The 17,676-nt window shown below is 36.6% G+C and carries 21 protein-coding genes and 2 tRNA genes; 11 read left to right on the forward strand and 12 right to left on the reverse strand.

Annotation, left to right across the window (positions count from 1 at the left end; translation table 11 throughout):
• Window positions 1–3: 3 nt before the first annotated feature.
• A complete protein-coding gene (locus ACMAZA_RS08370; RefSeq protein ID WP_435188660.1) occupies window positions 4–720 on the reverse strand; it encodes a 16S rRNA (uracil(1498)-N(3))-methyltransferase in 717 nt (238 codons plus the stop codon).
• Between the two features lie 47 nt (window positions 721–767).
• On the opposite strand from ACMAZA_RS08370, the gene ACMAZA_RS08375 reads away from it, so the two are divergent.
• The 9 genes from ACMAZA_RS08375 (at window position 768) to ACMAZA_RS08415 (ending at window position 8,165) form a co-directional block, all read left to right on the forward strand.
• Entirely contained in the window at window positions 768–2,018 is a 1,251-nt protein-coding gene (locus ACMAZA_RS08375; protein ID WP_435188662.1) for an aminopeptidase P N-terminal domain-containing protein, read from the forward strand.
• Between the two features lie 2 nt (window positions 2,019–2,020).
• The gene (gene trpD, locus ACMAZA_RS08380; RefSeq protein ID WP_435188664.1) at window positions 2,021–3,043 is read left to right on the forward strand and encodes an anthranilate phosphoribosyltransferase; all 1,023 of its coding nucleotides are present in this window, start codon (window positions 2,021–2,023) and stop codon (window positions 3,041–3,043) included.
• Window positions 3,040–3,582, forward strand: coding sequence for an oligoribonuclease (gene orn / locus ACMAZA_RS08385; RefSeq protein WP_435188665.1), 543 nt, complete (start codon window positions 3,040–3,042; stop codon window positions 3,580–3,582). Before trpD ends, orn begins: the two co-directional genes overlap by 4 nt.
• A gap of 1 nt (window position 3,583) precedes the next feature.
• Window positions 3,584–4,435, forward strand: coding sequence for a 4-(cytidine 5'-diphospho)-2-C-methyl-D-erythritol kinase (gene ispE / locus ACMAZA_RS08390; RefSeq protein WP_435188667.1), 852 nt, complete (start codon window positions 3,584–3,586; stop codon window positions 4,433–4,435).
• A tRNA-Gln gene (locus ACMAZA_RS08395) sits at window positions 4,415–4,489 on the forward strand. The genes ispE and ACMAZA_RS08395 overlap by 21 nt, the downstream gene beginning before the upstream one ends.
• Before the next feature lie 101 nt (window positions 4,490–4,590).
• A complete protein-coding gene (locus tag ACMAZA_RS08400; RefSeq protein WP_435188669.1) occupies window positions 4,591–5,064 on the forward strand; it encodes a glutathione peroxidase in 474 nt (157 codons plus the stop codon).
• A gap of 94 nt (window positions 5,065–5,158) precedes the next feature.
• Entirely contained in the window at window positions 5,159–6,121 is a 963-nt protein-coding gene (locus tag ACMAZA_RS08405; protein ID WP_435188671.1) for a ribose-phosphate pyrophosphokinase, read from the forward strand.
• An 88-nt stretch (window positions 6,122–6,209) separates the two neighbouring features.
• Entirely contained in the window at window positions 6,210–8,078 is a 1,869-nt protein-coding gene (gene rpoD / locus ACMAZA_RS08410) for an RNA polymerase sigma factor RpoD (protein WP_435188673.1), read from the forward strand.
• Window positions 8,079–8,088: 10 nt separating this feature from the next.
• Window positions 8,089–8,165 (forward strand) — tRNA-Ile (locus tag ACMAZA_RS08415).
• Window positions 8,166–8,224: 59 nt separating this feature from the next.
• Here ACMAZA_RS08415 and ACMAZA_RS08420 read toward each other — a convergent pair.
• Window positions 8,225–8,920: a Type 1 glutamine amidotransferase-like domain-containing protein gene (locus ACMAZA_RS08420; protein ID WP_435188675.1), complete on the reverse strand. Its 696-nt coding sequence runs from the start codon at window positions 8,918–8,920 to the stop codon at window positions 8,225–8,227.
• 92 nt (window positions 8,921–9,012) lie between these two features.
• Between ACMAZA_RS08420 and cysQ the strand changes: the two genes are divergently transcribed.
• Window positions 9,013–9,768 (forward strand): 3'(2'),5'-bisphosphate nucleotidase CysQ, encoded by a 756-nt coding sequence (gene cysQ, locus ACMAZA_RS08425; protein WP_435188676.1) that lies wholly within the window; start codon window positions 9,013–9,015, stop codon window positions 9,766–9,768.
• On the opposite strand, the gene nadC is transcribed toward cysQ, so the two are convergent.
• From nadC to ACMAZA_RS08465, 8 genes are all read right to left on the reverse strand, one after another.
• On the reverse strand, window positions 9,765–10,589 hold the full coding sequence (nadC, locus tag ACMAZA_RS08430) for a carboxylating nicotinate-nucleotide diphosphorylase (RefSeq protein WP_435188678.1): 825 nt from the start codon (window positions 10,587–10,589) through the stop codon (window positions 9,765–9,767). The two genes, cysQ and nadC, sit on opposite strands and share 4 nt — an antisense overlap.
• Window positions 10,579–11,667: a lipid-A-disaccharide synthase gene (gene lpxB / locus ACMAZA_RS08435; RefSeq protein WP_435188680.1), complete on the reverse strand. Its 1,089-nt coding sequence runs from the start codon at window positions 11,665–11,667 to the stop codon at window positions 10,579–10,581. Before lpxB ends, nadC begins: the two co-directional genes overlap by 11 nt.
• 51 nt (window positions 11,668–11,718) lie before the next feature.
• The gene (gene yhbY, locus ACMAZA_RS08440; protein WP_435188682.1) at window positions 11,719–12,018 is read right to left on the reverse strand and encodes a ribosome assembly RNA-binding protein YhbY; all 300 of its coding nucleotides are present in this window, start codon (window positions 12,016–12,018) and stop codon (window positions 11,719–11,721) included.
• The gene (gene lysA, locus ACMAZA_RS08445) at window positions 12,005–13,258 is read right to left on the reverse strand and encodes a diaminopimelate decarboxylase (protein ID WP_435188684.1); all 1,254 of its coding nucleotides are present in this window, start codon (window positions 13,256–13,258) and stop codon (window positions 12,005–12,007) included. The genes yhbY and lysA overlap by 14 nt, the downstream gene beginning before the upstream one ends.
• Window positions 13,259–13,270: 12 nt before the next feature.
• Complete coding sequence (gene lptM / locus ACMAZA_RS08450) at window positions 13,271–13,402, reverse strand: LPS translocon maturation chaperone LptM (protein WP_435188686.1); 132 nt, start codon at window positions 13,400–13,402, stop codon at window positions 13,271–13,273.
• A gap of 32 nt (window positions 13,403–13,434) precedes the next feature.
• Window positions 13,435–14,094: a leucyl/phenylalanyl-tRNA--protein transferase gene (aat, locus tag ACMAZA_RS08455; protein WP_435188688.1), complete on the reverse strand. Its 660-nt coding sequence runs from the start codon at window positions 14,092–14,094 to the stop codon at window positions 13,435–13,437.
• Complete coding sequence (nudE, locus tag ACMAZA_RS08460) at window positions 14,091–14,642, reverse strand: ADP compounds hydrolase NudE (protein WP_435188689.1); 552 nt, start codon at window positions 14,640–14,642, stop codon at window positions 14,091–14,093. Before nudE ends, aat begins: the two co-directional genes overlap by 4 nt.
• Before the next feature lie 87 nt (window positions 14,643–14,729).
• Window positions 14,730–15,617, reverse strand: a complete 888-nt coding sequence (locus tag ACMAZA_RS08465; protein ID WP_435188691.1) for an NAD(P)-dependent oxidoreductase — start codon at window positions 15,615–15,617, stop codon at window positions 14,730–14,732.
• Window positions 15,618–15,662: 45 nt separating this feature from the next.
• Here ACMAZA_RS08465 and ACMAZA_RS08470 point away from each other — a divergent pair, with 45 nt between their 5' ends.
• Window positions 15,663–16,331, forward strand: a complete 669-nt coding sequence (locus tag ACMAZA_RS08470; protein WP_435188692.1) for a DNA-3-methyladenine glycosylase family protein — start codon at window positions 15,663–15,665, stop codon at window positions 16,329–16,331.
• On the opposite strand, the gene leuB is transcribed toward ACMAZA_RS08470, so the two are convergent.
• Window positions 16,328–17,401 (reverse strand): 3-isopropylmalate dehydrogenase, encoded by a 1,074-nt coding sequence (gene leuB, locus ACMAZA_RS08475; protein ID WP_435188694.1) that lies wholly within the window; start codon window positions 17,399–17,401, stop codon window positions 16,328–16,330. The two genes, ACMAZA_RS08470 and leuB, sit on opposite strands and share 4 nt — an antisense overlap.
• A gap of 37 nt (window positions 17,402–17,438) precedes the next feature.
• Window positions 17,439–17,603: a rubredoxin gene (locus ACMAZA_RS08480; protein ID WP_435188696.1), complete on the reverse strand. Its 165-nt coding sequence runs from the start codon at window positions 17,601–17,603 to the stop codon at window positions 17,439–17,441.
• Window positions 17,604–17,676 lie beyond the last annotated feature (73 nt).

Here is a 17,676-nt window from a genome sequence, read left to right on the forward strand (position 1 = left end):
CTTTTAGCTCCCCCATAATAACTGCATGTTAGCAATCGCTGCTAGAGAAGCAGTTTCTGTTCTCAAAACCCTCTTTCCAATATGGACTGACTGATATCCCGCAAACTCAGAATCACTAACTTCTTTTTCGGTCAAACCACCTTCTGGCCCAATCAATATAGTTGCATTTGAAGTTTCCTGCACTTGACTGAGGCCGATTTCTGCTCGGTGGTGCAAAACAAAGCCATTGTGGCCCTTTTCTTCTAATAACCCTTCGAGCGAAACTGGATCAGACACGCTGACAATGACTGAACGACCTGACTGTTCACAGGCATGGTTAGCAATTTTTTGCCAATGATCAATTTTTTTTTGAACTTTTTCATCTCTTAGTCGAACAACGCAACGCTCTAATTTCATTGGTATTATTCTTGTGACTCCCAATTCCACTGCTTTTTGGATCAAAAAATCCATTTTTTCACCTTTTGCAATCCCCTGAGCGAGAGTTAAATCTAATGTTGATTCTGAATTGTTTTTTGCTTTAGAAATGATTTTAAGGCTGGTTGTTTTTTTGGCATCTTGAACTAACGCTTTGTAATCAAAACCGTCACCGTTAAATACTGTAATATTTTTGCCGACTGGAAAACGTAAAACCTTGTTTAAATGGTGACTATTATCACTATTTAATTCAGCTGTTTTACCCTCAGCAAAAGGTGTATTTTGGTAAAGTCGTATCGTTTTCATGGTATCTTTCTTGCGTTGTATATCTAAGAATTAATACACCAAATAAAATGATACATCAAAAAAGAAGAGAGGAGTTGTTAAGCATGTTGGGTCATGATGCAGTGGTCATTGTATCAACCAATAGCGAACAAAAAAGAAACAGTGATGTGACTTATCCATTTCGTCCAGATAGTAATTTTTGGTATCTAACTGGATTTATAGAGCCTGATGCAATAGCTGTATTTAGCAAAGATAGCTATGTCATGTTCTTAAGACCTAAGGACGAGACCAAAGAGATTTGGAATGGAATCAGACTAGGAGCTGAACTTGCACCAGAAATTTTGTTAGTGAATCAGGCATATGACATCGATACTTTTTTTGATCATATTGACTCTTTCACTAAAAAAGACTCTGCCATTTATTATGATGCACCGGGAGGTAGTGGCTGGAAAGACCATTCCAGCACAAATATTCATAATAAACGCATTCATTCTCTTTTTGAAAGTAGGCTAAAACCCTTAAACCCTTTTGTTTCAGAAATGCGACTTATAAAAGACAAGGAAGAAATAAAAAATATGCAGGATGCTGCAGACCTAGCATCTGAAGCCCACATAAATGCAATGAAAGAGTCTATACCTGGACTTTTTGAGCATAATATTGCCTCTGTGTTTGACTCACATTTTAGGAATGGCAACTCTGAACACTCCTACCCTCCAATCGTTGCAAGTGGAGAAAATGCATGCATTTTGCATTATACTGAAAACAATAAAGAGTTGAAAAATGGGGATCTACTTTTGATTGATGCAGGTTGCGAGATTAATGGCTATGCCTCAGATATTACGAGAACTTTTCCGATTAATGGAAAGTTTAATGATGCTCAAAGAGAGATATATGATCTTGTTTTAAGTGCGCAAAAATCTGCTATTCAATCTATTAGGCCTGGAGTCAGCTCCAATAAGCCGCATGAGACTGCCTGTCAAATAATAACGGATGGCCTTATCAAGCTAGGAATTATGAAATCGCCTGAGGATTTAACTAAATTTTATATGCACAACACTGGGCACTGGCTCGGACTAGATGTACATGACGTAGGCAGTAAATTAGTTAATGGAGAGTTCCGTGAGTTTAAAAGTGGTATGGTAACAACTGTTGAGCCTGGAATTTATATCCGAAGGGATGATAAAATTGACCCTAAATACTGGGGCATAGGAGTCAGAATAGAAGACGATGTTCTAGTGACTGATAAAGGAAACCATGTTCTCTCCCAAAAAGCAGCTAAAGAGATTAATGAAATTGAACAATTAATGAGTCGGCAATAGTTATGAATATAAATGAGGCAATCAAAGCGGTTATTTCAAGACAAAACTTGAATGAAAGTGAGATGCATGACGTCATGAATAGCATCATGACAGGACAAACTACTGATGCTCAGATCGGCGCATTTCTTGTTGGCCTTTCAATGAAGGGTGAGACAATTGAGGAAATTACTGCAAGCGCAAAAGTAATGCGAGATCTTGCCACATCAGTCAAATTAAGCAGTGATGAGTACTTGGTTGACACCTGTGGCACAGGAGGAGATGGGCTCGGTCTTTTTAATATCTCAACAGCTTCAGCTTTTGTAGTCGCAGCGGCTGGTGGAAAAGTTGCAAAACATGGAAATCGTTCAATATCCTCAAAATCTGGAAGTGCAGATGTACTGGAAGCTGCTGGTATCAATCTCAATTTAAATCCAGAATTGATTAGTCAGTGTATTGAGGAGATTGGGGTGGGTTTTATGTTTGCACCAGCTCATCATAGCGCTATGAAACATGCAATTGGGCCTCGTAAAGAGCTCGCAATAAGAACAATTTTTAACGTATTGGGTCCTTTGACAAATCCAGCCAAAGCACCAAACCAAATTATGGGCGTTTTTGATAAAAATTTAGTTGAGCCGATTGCTAATGTTTTAAAGGGTCTCAATTCGCGACATGTTATGGTGGTCCACTCCGAAGATGGTCTTGATGAGTTCTCCATTGCCAACAAAACTTATGTGGCGGAACTAAAAGATAATAAAATTTCAACTTATGATGTCCATCCTCATGATTTTGGGCTAGAAGAAGGAAGCCTAGATTCAATTAAAGCTGACAATGCTGAGCAATCTCTTGCTTTGATTCATGAAGCATTTTCTGGAAAGAAAGGTTTAGCTAGAGATATTATTGCATTAAATGCTGGAGCTGCAATTTACGTGAGTGGCCTAGTAAACTCATTAGATGAGGGCATCATAAATGCTAATCAAATATTATCAGACGGTTCTGCGCAAGATAAGCTTGATGCATACATTCATGCAAGTAATAAGCAACAATGAATAAAAAAACAAATCTAATCTGGATAGATCTTGAAATGACAGGGCTAATTCCCGAGAGTGACGTCATCATTGAAATTGCAACTGTTGTGACGGATGCCAATCTGAATGTTATTGGTGAGGGTCCATCTTTGGCTATTAAACAAAAAACTGAATTACTAGATGGTATGGATGATTGGAATACAAATCAACATAATCGCTCTGGATTAGTGCAAAGAGTTAAAGAAAGTTCAATTTCGGTCGCTCAAGCAGAATCTCAAACACTTAATTTTCTCTCTCAATACGTTGATTCGGGAGCTTCTCCTATGTGCGGCAATTCAATTTGTCAAGACAGAAGATTTTTGTATAACTATATGCCTACCCTTGAAAAGTTTTTTCATTACCGGCATATCGATGTCTCAACACTAAAAGAACTGGCTGATCGCTGGAAACCAGAAATCATCAATAGCTCATTCAAAAAATCTAGACACTTAGCTTTGTCAGATATCTATGACTCCATTGATGAATTGAAGCACTACAGAGAGCACTTTATAAAAGCATAAATTGACTTACCTTTCGCCAGCAAAAATTAATTTATTCTTACATATCACCTCAAAACGAGATGATGGGTATCACAACTTACAGACCATTTTTCAGCTATTAGATTTTTATGATGAGATAGATTTTAGTTTAAGAAATGATGGAAAAATAAACCGCACCTCAGGCAACGAAGATATTCTTATCAGTGATGACTTAATGATTAAGAGCGCTAAAAAGTTAAAACAATATAGTGCAACAAATTTTGGAGTGGATATAAAAATTATAAAAAGGATTCCTAAGGGTGGGGGACTTGGTGGAGGGAGTTCAAATGCTGCAACCACTCTTGTTACTCTCAATAAACTTTGGAATCTAAAATTAACAAATACAGAGCTGATCTCAATAGGAAAAGATATTGGGGCAGATGTTCCTATTTTTATTGAAGGAAGAAGCTCATGGGCAGAAGGAATTGGTGAAATTCTTACTCCATTAAATTTGCCAGAATACTACTATCTGGTTGTTTCAATCAATAAACAAATCTCTACACGAGAAATATTCAGCCATAAAGCATTGACAATGTCACCGCTACAAAGGAAAATAACCGATTTTTCATTAGTTTCAAATCCACATAACGACTGTTTGGATGCTGCAATTGACTTGGAAAGTGAGATAAAAGATGCTTTGATGTATCTGAATTCAACTAGAAAGCATGTTGATGAAGCAAGAATGACAGGAAGCGGCTCGTGTGTTTTCGTAGCATTTGAAAATGAAAGTGATGCATTGATAGCAAACAAAGAATTGCCATCAAAGTGGGTTGGTTTTGTCGCGAAAGCGATTGATAAATCACCTCTATACAATTGGGATGTCGCCAAGCGGTAAGGCAACGGGTTTTGATCCCGTCATTCGCAGGTTCGAATCCTGCCATCCCAGCCAAATTTTGCTATCAGTTAATAGCTCATCTTCATCAACTAAACACTTCAAATTCATTTGAAGTGAGTACAATTGTATTTTTTACTAAAAAAGCACATCTAGAAATGAGCATATATCAGTTTAATTTTAAAAATATTGATGGAAAAGATGTTTCATTTAAAAACTTTGAGGGCAAAGTTGTTTTAATTGTAAATACTGCAAGCAACTGTGGTTTAACTTATCATTACAAAGGCTTGGAAGGACTATATCAAGAATATAAGGATGCCGGTCTTGAAATTATTGGATTCCCTTGCAATCAATTTGGAAAGCAAGAGCCAGGAACAGCAGATGAAATAAAAAACTTTTGTGAATCTAACTATGGTGTTAGCTTTGAGTTGTCTGAAAAAATTGAAGTCAACGGCTCAAACGCTCACCCAGCCTTCAAATACCTTAAATCTGAGCTTAAAGGTAAACTAAATGATAGCATCAAATGGAATTTTACAAAGTTTCTAATTGATCGGAACGGGGTCCCTTTTAAACGCTTTAGCGCAACAGTTGAGCCTGAGGAAATAAAGCCATTTATCGACGAACTTATTTAAATAAAATAAAAAAAATACTTACTAGCTAAACTACTTGATTCAATCGTATGATTTCTTTGTATAATTATGCAATCAACCATAAGAATCTAAGTAGATGTCTTTAGATAGAATAAAAATCTTTAGCGGTAACGCAAATCCTGATCTCTCTTCTGAAATTATTGAAAACCTGAATATAAGCCAAAGCAAGGCTTTTGTTGGCCAATTTAGTGATGGAGAATCTCATGTAGAAATTCTTGACAATGTCCGTGGTTGTGACGTTTTTGTTATTCAACCTACATGTGGACCTTCGTCAGCAGAAACCTTAATGGAGCTACTTATTATGGTTGATGCACTCAAAAGATCATCCGCAGGAAGAATAACAGCTGTTGTTCCTTATCTTGGTTATTCGAGACAGGATAGGCGATCTCGTCTAACTAGAGTTCCAATTACAGCAAAGCTTGTGGCTCAAATGATTGAAACATCTGGGGTGAACAGAATTCTTACAATGGATCTTCACGCTGATCAAATCCAAGGTTTCTTCAATATACCAATTGATAACATTTATGCTCAACCCGTTCTCGTTCAGGACATACTAGACCATGAATATGATGATGTTGTAGTGGTATCACCGGATGTTGGGGGAGTTGCAAGAGCCAGAGCTGCCGCAAAAAGAATTAATGACGCTGATCTTGCAATCATAGATAAAAGGCGCCCAGAACCTAATCTAGTAAAGGTTATGAATGTAATTGGTGATGTATCTGGAAGAACATGCATTATGATTGATGATATGGTTGATACTGCTGGCACACTATGTCAAGCAGCTGAGATTTTAAAAGAAAAAGGGGCTAAAAAAGTTGTTGCTTATGCTACTCATGCAGTCCTTTCTGGAGGTGCTATAGATAATATTTCCAACTCAAAGCTTGATGAGTTAGTGATTACAAATACCATCCCTTTGAATGGAAATGCAAATAAATGCGATAAAATTAGACAATTATCAATTGCCAAAACCCTTGCTGATGTAATTCGAAGAATCAGCGACGAACAATCCATAAGTAAAATTTTTGCTGAATCTAACTAAATCAAAGCTATTCCAACAGTCAATTATTGACTAAAAAATAATTGATGAATTAGGTATAATTCCACCTCTGTTTTTAAAAAACAATACTATGAAGACAACTACTGAAGCTCATAAAACCGCCCTAAATAGTCTTATCGTCATTGGAAAAGAACAAGGCTACCTTACCTATTCAGAAATTAATGACCTTCTGCCTGAGGATCTCTTGACTCCAGAGCAGGTAGAGCCAATTGTGACTATTCTTGAGGAGTTAGACATTGTGGTAGCTGATGAGGCGCCAGATGCTGACACTTTGGTTATGCACCAAGGTGGCAAAGCTGAAGCAAATTCAGCAGAAGTTGCTGTAGCTGCTCTCGCCGCACTAGATTCAGAGTTTGGAAGAACAACAGATCCGGTAAGAATGTACATGCGTGAAATGGGGGTTGTTGAACTATTAGAGCAAAGTGATGAAGTCAGAATCGCAAAAGAAATTGAAGCTGGTGTCTATCAAATAATGCAGGCAATATCACTTTATCCAGAAATTGCAGATCACTTCTTTAAGGCCTATACAAGGCTTGAAGAGGGCAAATGTAAAATGACTGATGTGGTTATTGGTTACCAAGGTGATGCTGAAGAATTTGAAGAAAAACAAGCATTGATTGTTGAAAAACAAGCGCTTCTTGATGAAAAACATGCAAAACTAGAGGCAATGAATCTAGATGCTGATGAGGATGAGCTGGACGAAGACGAAGATGAATTTGATGAGTTAGAATACACTGGACCGGATGAAGGTGAAGTTTATGAGCGCTTTGATAAAATACAAAAATCGCATAAAAGTTACGTCAATTCTTGCAAAAAGAATGGCTATCTTGATGCCAAGACAGTCAAGGCAAGACAAAAATTCTCAGGCTGTATTTCAGAGTTAAGACTCGCACCAAAGCTTGTTAGCACAATGATGGATGTTGTTTCTAGTCGTGTTTCTGTAGTTAAAAAAGAAGAAAACTTGATTCGTAATGCTTGTCTTGATGCAGGCATGAGCTCAGAGCTTTTTTACAAACTATTCCCTGGAAATGAAACTAACTTTGATTGGCTCAAAAGCAAAGAGATTGATAAAACAACTTTAAAATCTCTAGAAAAGTGCAAAGATGAGATTTACTATTCTCAAAAAAGCCTGTTAGAAAATCAAGAGGCGATGCAAATTACGGTTGGAGAACTTAAAGAAATCAATAAAAAACTTAGACAGGGTGATAGAAAAGCTAAAAATGCAAAGAGTCAAATGATTGAAGCCAACTTAAGACTTGTAATATCTATTGCTAAAAAGTATGCGAATCGTGGCTTGCAGTTCTTAGACCTTATCCAAGAAGGTAATGTTGGACTCATGAAAGCAGTTGACAAATTCGAGTATCGCCGTGGATACAAGTTTTCCACATATGCAACTTGGTGGATTCGACAAGCTATCACAAGATCAATTGCTGATCAGGCTCGCACTATAAGAATACCTGTACATATGATTGAAACCATCAATAAGCTTAATAGAGTGAGGCGTCAATTATTGCAAAGATTTGGAAGAGAAGCTACACCTGAAGAACTTTCTGTTGAAATGGAATTGCCAGAATATAAAATTAATAAGATTCTAAAGATTGCAAAAGAGCCACTTTCTATGGAGAATCCTGTCGGTGATGATGAAGATTCTACAATAGGTGATTTTATTGAGGATGAAAAATTGTCCTCACCTGTAGAAGTTACTACCAGGGAAAGTTTAAAAGAAACAACTGGTGATCTTTTAGCAAATTTATCTCCTAGAGAAGCAAAAGTTCTTAAGATGAGATTTGGAATCGATATGAGCACTGATCATACACTCGAAGAAGTCGGAAGACAATTTGATGTTACACGCGAAAGAATAAGACAAATTGAAGCAAAAGCGCTTAGAAAATTGCGTCACCCTTCTCGCGCACACAAGCTTCAAAGCTTTTTAGAATAGCTCTTTACCCGGGCCTATAGCTCAGTTGGTTAGAGCAGTCGACTCATAATCGATTGGTCCTTGGTTCAAGTCCAAGTAGGCCCACCAAATATTAAAAAGCCTAGTTAAGCTAGGTTTTTTAATATTTGAAGCTTTATTTAAAGGGCTCAAAGGTAGTTTGGCTCAATTATTGATTCATTAATAACACCGTTATTATTACTCACGTAATATGCTTTAGCATTGGGTAAAGATGAAACACAACATTCGAGCTCACCATCAACAAAATGAGCTGCAACACCATCATCACATGCAATGCCTTTCATCATTGAGCCATTTAATATAGCCTTATGATACTCAGGCCTGCGTTGTGGTTCGCTATCAAAGTGTGGGCAATTACTGTTCGGTAAAAAGCCTAGACAATCCAGTGGCAATAGTTTTCCAGTCACGGAGTCAGTCAGCCCTTTTTCAAACCAGCATATTGAGCCGGCACTCAGACCTGCCATGATAGCTCCGTTATTCCAAGCTTCAAGTAAATATTGATCAAGACTCCACTCTTTCCAAAGAACCATAAGGTTGCGAGTATTACCTCCACCCACATAAAAGATATCTTTATCTAAAACAAACTCTCTCAAATCTCCCTCTGGAGGCCAAAACAGTGAAAGATGACTAGTCTCACAGTTTAATTTTTTGTATGATGAATAAAATCGTCTTCTATAGCTTTCATCATCTCCACTCGCAGTAGGTATAAAGCAAACTTTTGGGTTTTTTTTATTGCTAAGAGATAACAGATACTTATCTAACTTTAGATTTTCAGGTTTTGAGGTAAAGCCTCCACCACCCATAGCTAAAACTTGTTTATTCATTTTTATTGTAAAAATATGTTGAAGAAAAATAAATTTTACTTAAGATTCAGGTCAACAAAAAATAATTATGTACTCAATGATATAATGTTTTAATGAATAAAGCATTAATTTCCCAGCTTCTAAATATAAGTTCTCAAGCGGGTGAAATAATCATGGATATTCGCAAAAATTCTACTGAATTTTCAGTTAAAGATGACAATACACCAATCACTGAAGCTGATAAAGCTTCACACGAATTTTTATTAAATGCCCTATCAAAATTAACGCCAAATATTCCAATTCTCTCAGAGGAGTCATCGCATATTCCGTTTTCTGTCAGAACATCATGGAAAGAATACTGGTTGATTGACCCATTAGATGGCACTAGAGACTTTATAGATGGCTCTCCCGACTTTTGTATCAGTATTGCTTTGATTAAAAACAACTATCCGACTTTTGGATTGATTTATTCGCCCTTTAATCAAGTCCATTACTACCGGCTAGATAACCAGCCTTCAATCAAGGTTGAAAATAGAAAATCATTTAAGATACTGACATCAAAACCTAAGAGATGGAAAAAAATAGTTGTAGGCAGATATTCAATCAATAATAAAGGACTCAAAGAACATTTAAAACTAAAAACTAATTTTGAAACATTTAAACTTGGGAGTGCTCTCAAGTTTTGCCTAATTGCTGAGGGAATTTACCATTATTATCCCAAATTTGGACGTTGCTCTGAGTGGGATACAGCAGCAGGTATATGCATACTCGAAGGTGCAGGAGGGTCAGTAGTTAATCTAGATAATAAAGCCTTAAAGTTCAACCTAACTGAGGATATTATTAGTCCATCATTTATAGCAACTGCCTAGTCTGAAAACCTTAAAGAAAGGTCAATCGATCTAATATCTTTTGTAAGAGATCCAATAGAGATAAAGTCAACGCCAGTTTCAGCGTATTGAATTATATTATCTTCATTAATCCCACCAGAAGCCTCGATTGGATAGACTCCACTTGAAATTTGGACAGCCTCTATTAGATCAGGAATAGAAAAATTATCACACAATATACGCGTGATATTCGTCATCGAAAGAACAGATTTAAGCTCATCAAGAGATTCAACCTCAACAATTATTGGTATTTTAGGAAAATTAATTACAGCGTCTTTTATTGAATCCTCTAGTGAGCCAATTGTTAAGATATGATTCTCTTTTAGCATTATGCAATCATAAAGGCCCATTCTATGATTGACCCCGCCGCCGCACTTTACAGCATATTTTTGAGCCTTTCTAAGACCTGGTATTGTTTTTCTTGTGTCAAGTAATTTTGCTTTTGTTCCAGAGATTAACCCAACTAACTCAGCAGTTTTAGTTGATGTAGCACTTAATATTTGTAAGAAATTGAGAGCGACTCTCTCGGCAGTAACTATAGTTTTTGCAAGCCCATAAATTCTACATATTATTTGACCAGGAATAACATTAGAGCCATCCTCAACATTCCAAGTAATTTGAATTTTGGGGTCGATTGACAGAAAACATAGATTGGCAAAGTCAATACCACATATGACTGCATTCTCTCTGCATACAATCTCAGCTACAATCATTTTATTTTCAAGCAAAGTCGAAGTTAAATCTCCACCTCCAATGTCTTCCAAGATAGCTAATTGAACTATTTTTTTGATATCATTTTTCATTTACAAAGTCAATAATTGCATCAACTGATTTAGTGCTAGATTGGAGTTTCAATAATTTATGAATCCTTCCTAATTCTCTAATAAGTTTGGTATTGTCTGATTCTAATAACTTCATAGCATGATCAGAGATATTCTTTCCATTAGCATTCTCTTGAATTAATTCTGGAACAATATTACTTCCTAAAATTTTATTTGGAAGAGATACTTCACTCGTATGAAGCAAACGGCTCGCGATCTGATAACTGATATATGACAGTTTGTAAACAACAACCATGGGTACGGCCAACAAGCCAACCTCCAGAGCGGCAGTTCCTGATGCAACAATAACTAAATCTGAGTTACTAATTTTTGCATGTGCATCACCAACACTAACCCCTATTTCTATCCCATCAATACTTTTAGTAACCCAGTCTAATTGCTGATTGTTTGCAAGGGATATATTAAAGATCAGATCTGGATTTTCATCTTTCATTAATTTGGCTGCTTTTAAAAGCTCTGGCAATAAAGACTTAATTTCTGATTCTCTAGAACCAGGCATCAATAGAACATTATTGTTAGACTGATAATCTTTTCTTGGCTTTAAAGTTTCAGCAAGTGGATGCCCTACAAAGATTGCTTTTTGATTATGCATTCTGTAGAAATCAACTTCAAAAGGAAATAGACATAGAATTAAATCTGTTGATTGCTTAATTTTTTTAATTCTATTAGAGCGCCAAGCCCATATTGATGGGCTAATTAAATGAATTGTTTTTATACCGTTTTTCTTAAGGATTCGCTCTAACTTAAAATTAAAATCAGGTGAATCAACGCCGATAAAAACATCAGGCTTGTTTGCAAGATAGTGCTTAGAAATTCGCTTTCTGAGTTTTAAGATAGATGGCAATTTTCTCAAAACTTCACTCAGGCCCATTACATTGACTTCATTCATATGCCATAATCTATGGCAACCTGCTTTGATCATCTTATCCCCAGCTAAACCATCAATCATGCAATTTGGCTCATTAAGCTTTAAAGCAACCACTAGTGATGAAGCAATCAAATCACCTGAAGTTTCTGCAGCGCTGAGGGCAATCTTCATTTCAATTCATTAATGCAAGGGCATATTTATCTTTGTTACACTCTTAAAATATTAAGATCTAGGTAAGATAATATCAGGGTTATCATCAAAAGGCCTGTAAATAACAAGAACCCCGCCGATAACTTGAACTAATTGTGAGTGAGAAAATTCCATAATTCGCTCAATGATGTTTTGTTTCACATCACGATCATCCACTCTTAACTTAATCTTTATTAGCTCATGCTTTTGCAATGTAGAGTCAATTTCTGCCAATACTGAATCACTTAAGCCATTTTGACCAACCATCACAAAAGGCTTCAAATCATGAGCAATTGATCTTAAATATTTTTTTTGATTATTAGTCAATTTCATCTTCAAATAAACTCTCATTCTCATAAAGGGAATCAATTGTTTCTCTTTTTCTAATCGTGCTATGTTTATTGCCACTAACCATTATCTCCGGAACCCTTGGCCTAGAATTATAGTTAGAGCTTAGGACAAATCCATATGCGCCAGCTGTCATGATAGCAATATAATCTCCTTTTTCTAAAGTAAGATTTCTATCTTTCGCTAAGAAATCTGTAGACTCACAAACAGGGCCAACAATGTCCCAAGTATCATTAATACCCTTCGAGTTATCGTCAATCAAGACAGCTTGATGATAGGACTGATACAATGAAGGCCTAATTAAATCATTCATAGCACCATCAACAATTGCAAACGACTTTAGATTATTTTGCTTTAAGTATTCTACTTTTGTTACAAATATTCCTGCATTGCCAACAATTGAACGTCCAGGCTCAACTAATATCTTGATCTGATCAACTCTATTAGTAACAGAATTCAAATAGTCCTCAATATTGATTGTTTCCTCTTGGTCATAGCTAACTCCAATACCTCCACCAATATCAAGATGGTCGATCAAAATGTTTTCAGTTTTTAGCTTTTCAACAAGCTCTAATGCTCGATCTAGCGCCTCTATAAAAGGAGACACATCAGTTATTTGTGAACCTATATGATAATCAAGCCCACAAACTTTTAAATTTTCTGATAAAGCTGCTTTTTTAAACATTGAGAAGGCAATATCAGCGCCAACGCCAAACTTATTTTCTGCTAGGCCTGTTGAAATATAAGGATGAGTATTTGCATCTACATTCGGATTTACCCGAATCGAAATAGGTGCAGTCATATTCAATGATGAAGCCACTGAATCAATGCAATCTAGCTCTCCTTCAGACTCGACATTAAAGCAATAGATGCCATATTCAAGAGCTTTTTGTATTGAGTATTCATTTTTAGCAACTCCCGAATAAACGCATTTGCTTGGATTTCCTCCTGCAGCAATTACCCTTTCAAGTTCTCCAAGTGATACGATGTCAAAGCCAGAACCGAGTTTTGCTAGAGTATTTAAGACTGCAATATTAGAGTTCGCCTTGACCGCATAACAAATTAAATGCGGATGATCTCCAAAAGATTTTTTGAATAGATTCCAATTGAACTCTATTTGACTTTTTGAATAAATATAAAGCGGCGAACCATAAGATTTAATTAAGTCTTTAACAAGTAAAGACTCAGCATAAAGACAATTATTTTGAAAATTGAATGCGTTCAATTGTTTATTCTATTAGCTACTAGTAGATGCTTCAATTGAACCAGCTTGTGACTCATCGATTGGAACCAAATCGCCCATTCGGCCACACGCAGCTAGAGTAATAACAAGCGAAACAAGTAAAAAAAGTTTAATTTGGTTTCTCATGGCGTCACCATCACTTTATCAAAGGTATCATTTTACACAAAGGCTTTAAGCTGTTGTATAAACAAATCTCTAGGCATATTAAAAGCACCTAGACTTTCAAGATGCTTATTTTCCACCTGACAGTCTATCAATTTATAATCACTATTTTGGAGAAGGTAAGCAAAGGCAACTTTTGAAGCATTGCTAACGAGTGAAAACATTGACTCTCCAAAAAAAACACCTCCTAACGCAACTCCATATAAACCGCCCACCAGCTTTTTATCCAAAAAAACTTCGTAGGAGTGCGCATATCCTGCATCATAAAGATTACAGTAAGCTGAAATCATCTCATCACTTATCCAGGTTCCAGACTGTCCAGCTCTAGGGACATTTTGACACTGGTGCATTACTTCAGGAAAAACAGTATTCACTGAGACATTAAATCTTGATGAGTTAATAGTCTTTCTTAAGCTTTTTGAAAGATGAAAAGCCTCAGGCGTAATGACCATTCTAGGGTCAGGAGAATACCACAATATTGGCTCATCTTTTCCATACCAAGGAAAGATTCCATTTGAATAAGCATGTAATAATCTTTCAACAGATAAATCACCACCTATTCCTATTAGGCCATTTGGTTCTTTGAGAGCTAATTTTATATCTGGAAATTTTATTTCATCAGCATTAAGCCAAAAGGATGAGGGGATTTGAATCACTCTTTTCGATTATTGATAATATCCCTTGCCATGTAGAGTGCAAGTATACTTCTAGCCTCGGTTAAATCCTCTGAATATGTTAACTGCTCTATATCTGAAAGTTTTTTAGGAACAATTTCTAACGGTTCTGGCTCATCACCTTCTGCAGTCTCTTCGTAAAGCTCTTCAGCCAAAACAATATGCGTTTCGCTAGACTGATAGCCTGGAGCAAGGGTGATTGTTTTTAAAAAAGTTAATTTGTTTGCGCCGTAACCAATTTCTTCTTTAAGCTCCCTCCCAGCAGCCTCAACTGGGGTTTCTCCTTTATCAATTTTGCCCTTAGTCAAACCTAACTCATATCTTTCAGTTCCACCAGAAAACTCATATATCATTAAAACTGTTTCATCATCAATCATTGGGATAACTAGAACAGCTCCATTACCTCTTGACATTAATCTTTCATAAACCCGAGTTGCTCCATTTGAAAACTCAACATCCATGGATTCAAGATTAAAAATTCGACTCTGAGCGACAGTGTGAATATTGGTAAGTTTGGGCATTTTCCTCATAGTCATATTATGCCATTGCTTGTAATTTAGAATAAATTAATGATTGATTATTTTTCAATAGTAAAGGAAAAATAATCATTCAATTTATTACTTTCGATTCAGCTCATCAAAGACCATTAATGCTGATGTATCACTATATGTATGGCCTTTATCCATTAGGTTAATGTATCTATCATAAACCTCTTGAGTAAAAGTTAAATTAGTTGCATTTCCTTGAGCTTGATCCAAACAATACCCTAAATCTTTCACCATCCACTTAATTGCAAAACCAAAATCAAACTCCCTTTGATGCATCGTTTTGCCCCTATTCACCATTTGCCATGATTGGGCAGCGCCTCCAGATATAGCAGATAATAATTTATCCATATCTAGATTTTCAGCCTCGGCAAAAAGCAAACCCTCTGATAGTCCTTGCAATAGTCCAGCAATACAGATTTGATTAACCATTTTCGCTAATTGACCTGACCCAGCCTCCCCCATTAAAGTAATACTCTTTGAATATGTATTAATAATAGATTCACATGACTCTAAAACAGCCTGATCTCCTCCTGCCATAACACTTAGAACACCATTTATAGCGCCAGCTTCGCCACCACTAACCGGTGCATCAATAAAGTCAATTTCTTTAGCACCCAGAGATTCATTTAAGTGCTTTGCGAGTTTGCAAGATGTCGTCGTGTGGTCAATAAATACAGAGCCACTTTTTAGAAAGGACAACATCCCACCTTTCGAAAATACAATTTCCATCATATCTTCGTCCCTGCCAGTACATGTGATAACTACATCAGCATCTGAGACAGCTTCTTCAATTGTTTGAGCAACTTTACCTTGGTATTCATTACCCCACTTAGCAGATTTTTCTAATGATCGATTAAAAACACAGACGTTGAAAAGTCCAGAATTTGATAAATGTCCTGCCATTGGATATCCCATTGTGCCTAGACCGATGAAAGTTACATTTTTTTTACTGCCCATAGATGTATCCTAATTTTTTGTTCAATTACTATGAATTATACGACAATGTCTTCTATACTAAATCGCCACTTAATTCAAAAAATCTTCCATATGACTGAACCCAAATACTGGCAACAATCCAAAGAATTTTTATCTAAAGTTGACCCTAGCCTAGAAGGGCTGCTCTTGAAGCACGATGATTACATTATTTCATCTAGGGGTGAGGCATTAGAAACTTTACTTAGGGCAATAGTTGGTCAGCAGATATCTGTCCAAGCAGCTGCGAGTGTATGGGGAAAGTTGGCAAATAAAATTGGACAAATAAAGCCAGAAAATGTACTTTCATTAAGTTTTGATGATCTCAAGGCCTGTGGCCTATCAAAACAAAAGACTCAATATCTTATTAATATATGTAATCATTTTATTTCTTTCTCAATCAAAGATCATTCACACTGGGAGGACCGGTCATTTGAGAGCGTCTATCAAGAATTAATAACCATTAAAGGAGTGGGTCCTTGGACTGCTGAAATGTTTGGTATGTTTTATTTACTCGAAAAAGACATCTTTCCAATAAAAGATATTGGAATTATTAGAGCTATGAATCAGATTTATGGCGACGGAAATATTCTTAGCAAGAATCAGATTATAGAAATTTCTGAACAATGGAAGCCTTATAGAAGCGTTGCGTGCTGGTTTCTATGGAAATCTATTGACAGTGAAGATGTTCAATACTAAGACTCTAAAGCCTTAACAACAAGATCACCCATTTCTTCTGTTCCAACTACTTTTTGACTGTCGCCAGCAATATCCTTTGTTCTGTATCCTTGATCCAAGACATCGCTTACCGCAGAATCAATTTTTTCAGCCAGCTCTGCTTGGTTAAGCGAGTATCTCAACATCATAGACACAGACAAGATAGTTGCTAATGGATTTGCAATATCTTTACCAGCTATATCTGGGGCAGAACCATGAATAGGCTCATACATACCAAAGTTATTTTTATCTAATGATGCTGAGGGCAGCATACCGATCGAGCCAGTTAGCATTGCTGCACAATCAGAAAGAACATCTCCAAAAAGATTACTAGTAACCATGACATCAAACTGCTTAGGATCTCTCACGAGCTGCATAGCTGCATTATCAACGTATAAATGAGAAAGTTTTACATCTGAATATTCTTTTGATACTTCCTCCATCACATCTCTCCAAAGCTCAGAAACCTCAAGAACATTTGCTTTATCAACAGAACAGACTCGACCATTCCTCTTTTGAGCTATCTGAAAAGCAGAATGTCCAATTCTTGCAATCTCAGATTCATAATAGGTCGCAGAATTGACTCCAAAGCGCTCACCATTTTTGATTTCAACTCCTCTTGGCTCTCCAAAATAGATACCTCCAACAAGCTCGCGAACAATCATTAAGTCAAGACCAGATACAATCTCATTTTTAAGGCTGGATGCAGAAGCTAGTTGTGGATATAGGATTGCTGGCCTTAGATTTGAAAAAAGCTCAAGCTCAGAACGTATGCCCAATAAACCTCTTTCTGGCCTTAAACTTCTTTCGAGTGACTCCCATTTAGGACCCCCAACAGCTCCCAGCAAAATTGAGTCGCACTCTTTTGCAATCCTAATCGTCTCATCAGGAAAAGGCGAACCTGTTTCATCATAAGCTGCTCCACCAAGGAGTCCATTGACAAGAGTCATCTCCATTGCATGATTCCTATTTAATGAATCAATGACTTTAACGGCTTGAGCCACAATTTCTATCCCTATGCCGTCGCCAGGCAGAATCAGTATTTTTGACATTTTAGTTTCCTAATATACGTTTATAAATTAGATGTAGTTATATTTCAACCATATCGAAATCTTCCTTGCCTGATCCACAAACTGGACACTCCCAGTCTTCAGGAACATCGGACCAGGTCGTTCCAGGATCAATTCCTTCATCTGGAGCCCCTTTCTCTTCGTCATAGATCCATCCACACATGGTGCATTGAAATTTTTTCATAATAAGTTTTTAACAGGAAAAGTTATTAATGCTGGTCAATTCCTTTGCAAGGTGATTATACATTTTGTTAATC

Origin of the sequence: Pseudothioglobus sp. nBUS_23 (genome assembly GCF_051201565.1) — a bacterium.
Lineage (GTDB): Bacteria > Pseudomonadota > Gammaproteobacteria > PS1 > Pseudothioglobaceae > Pseudothioglobus.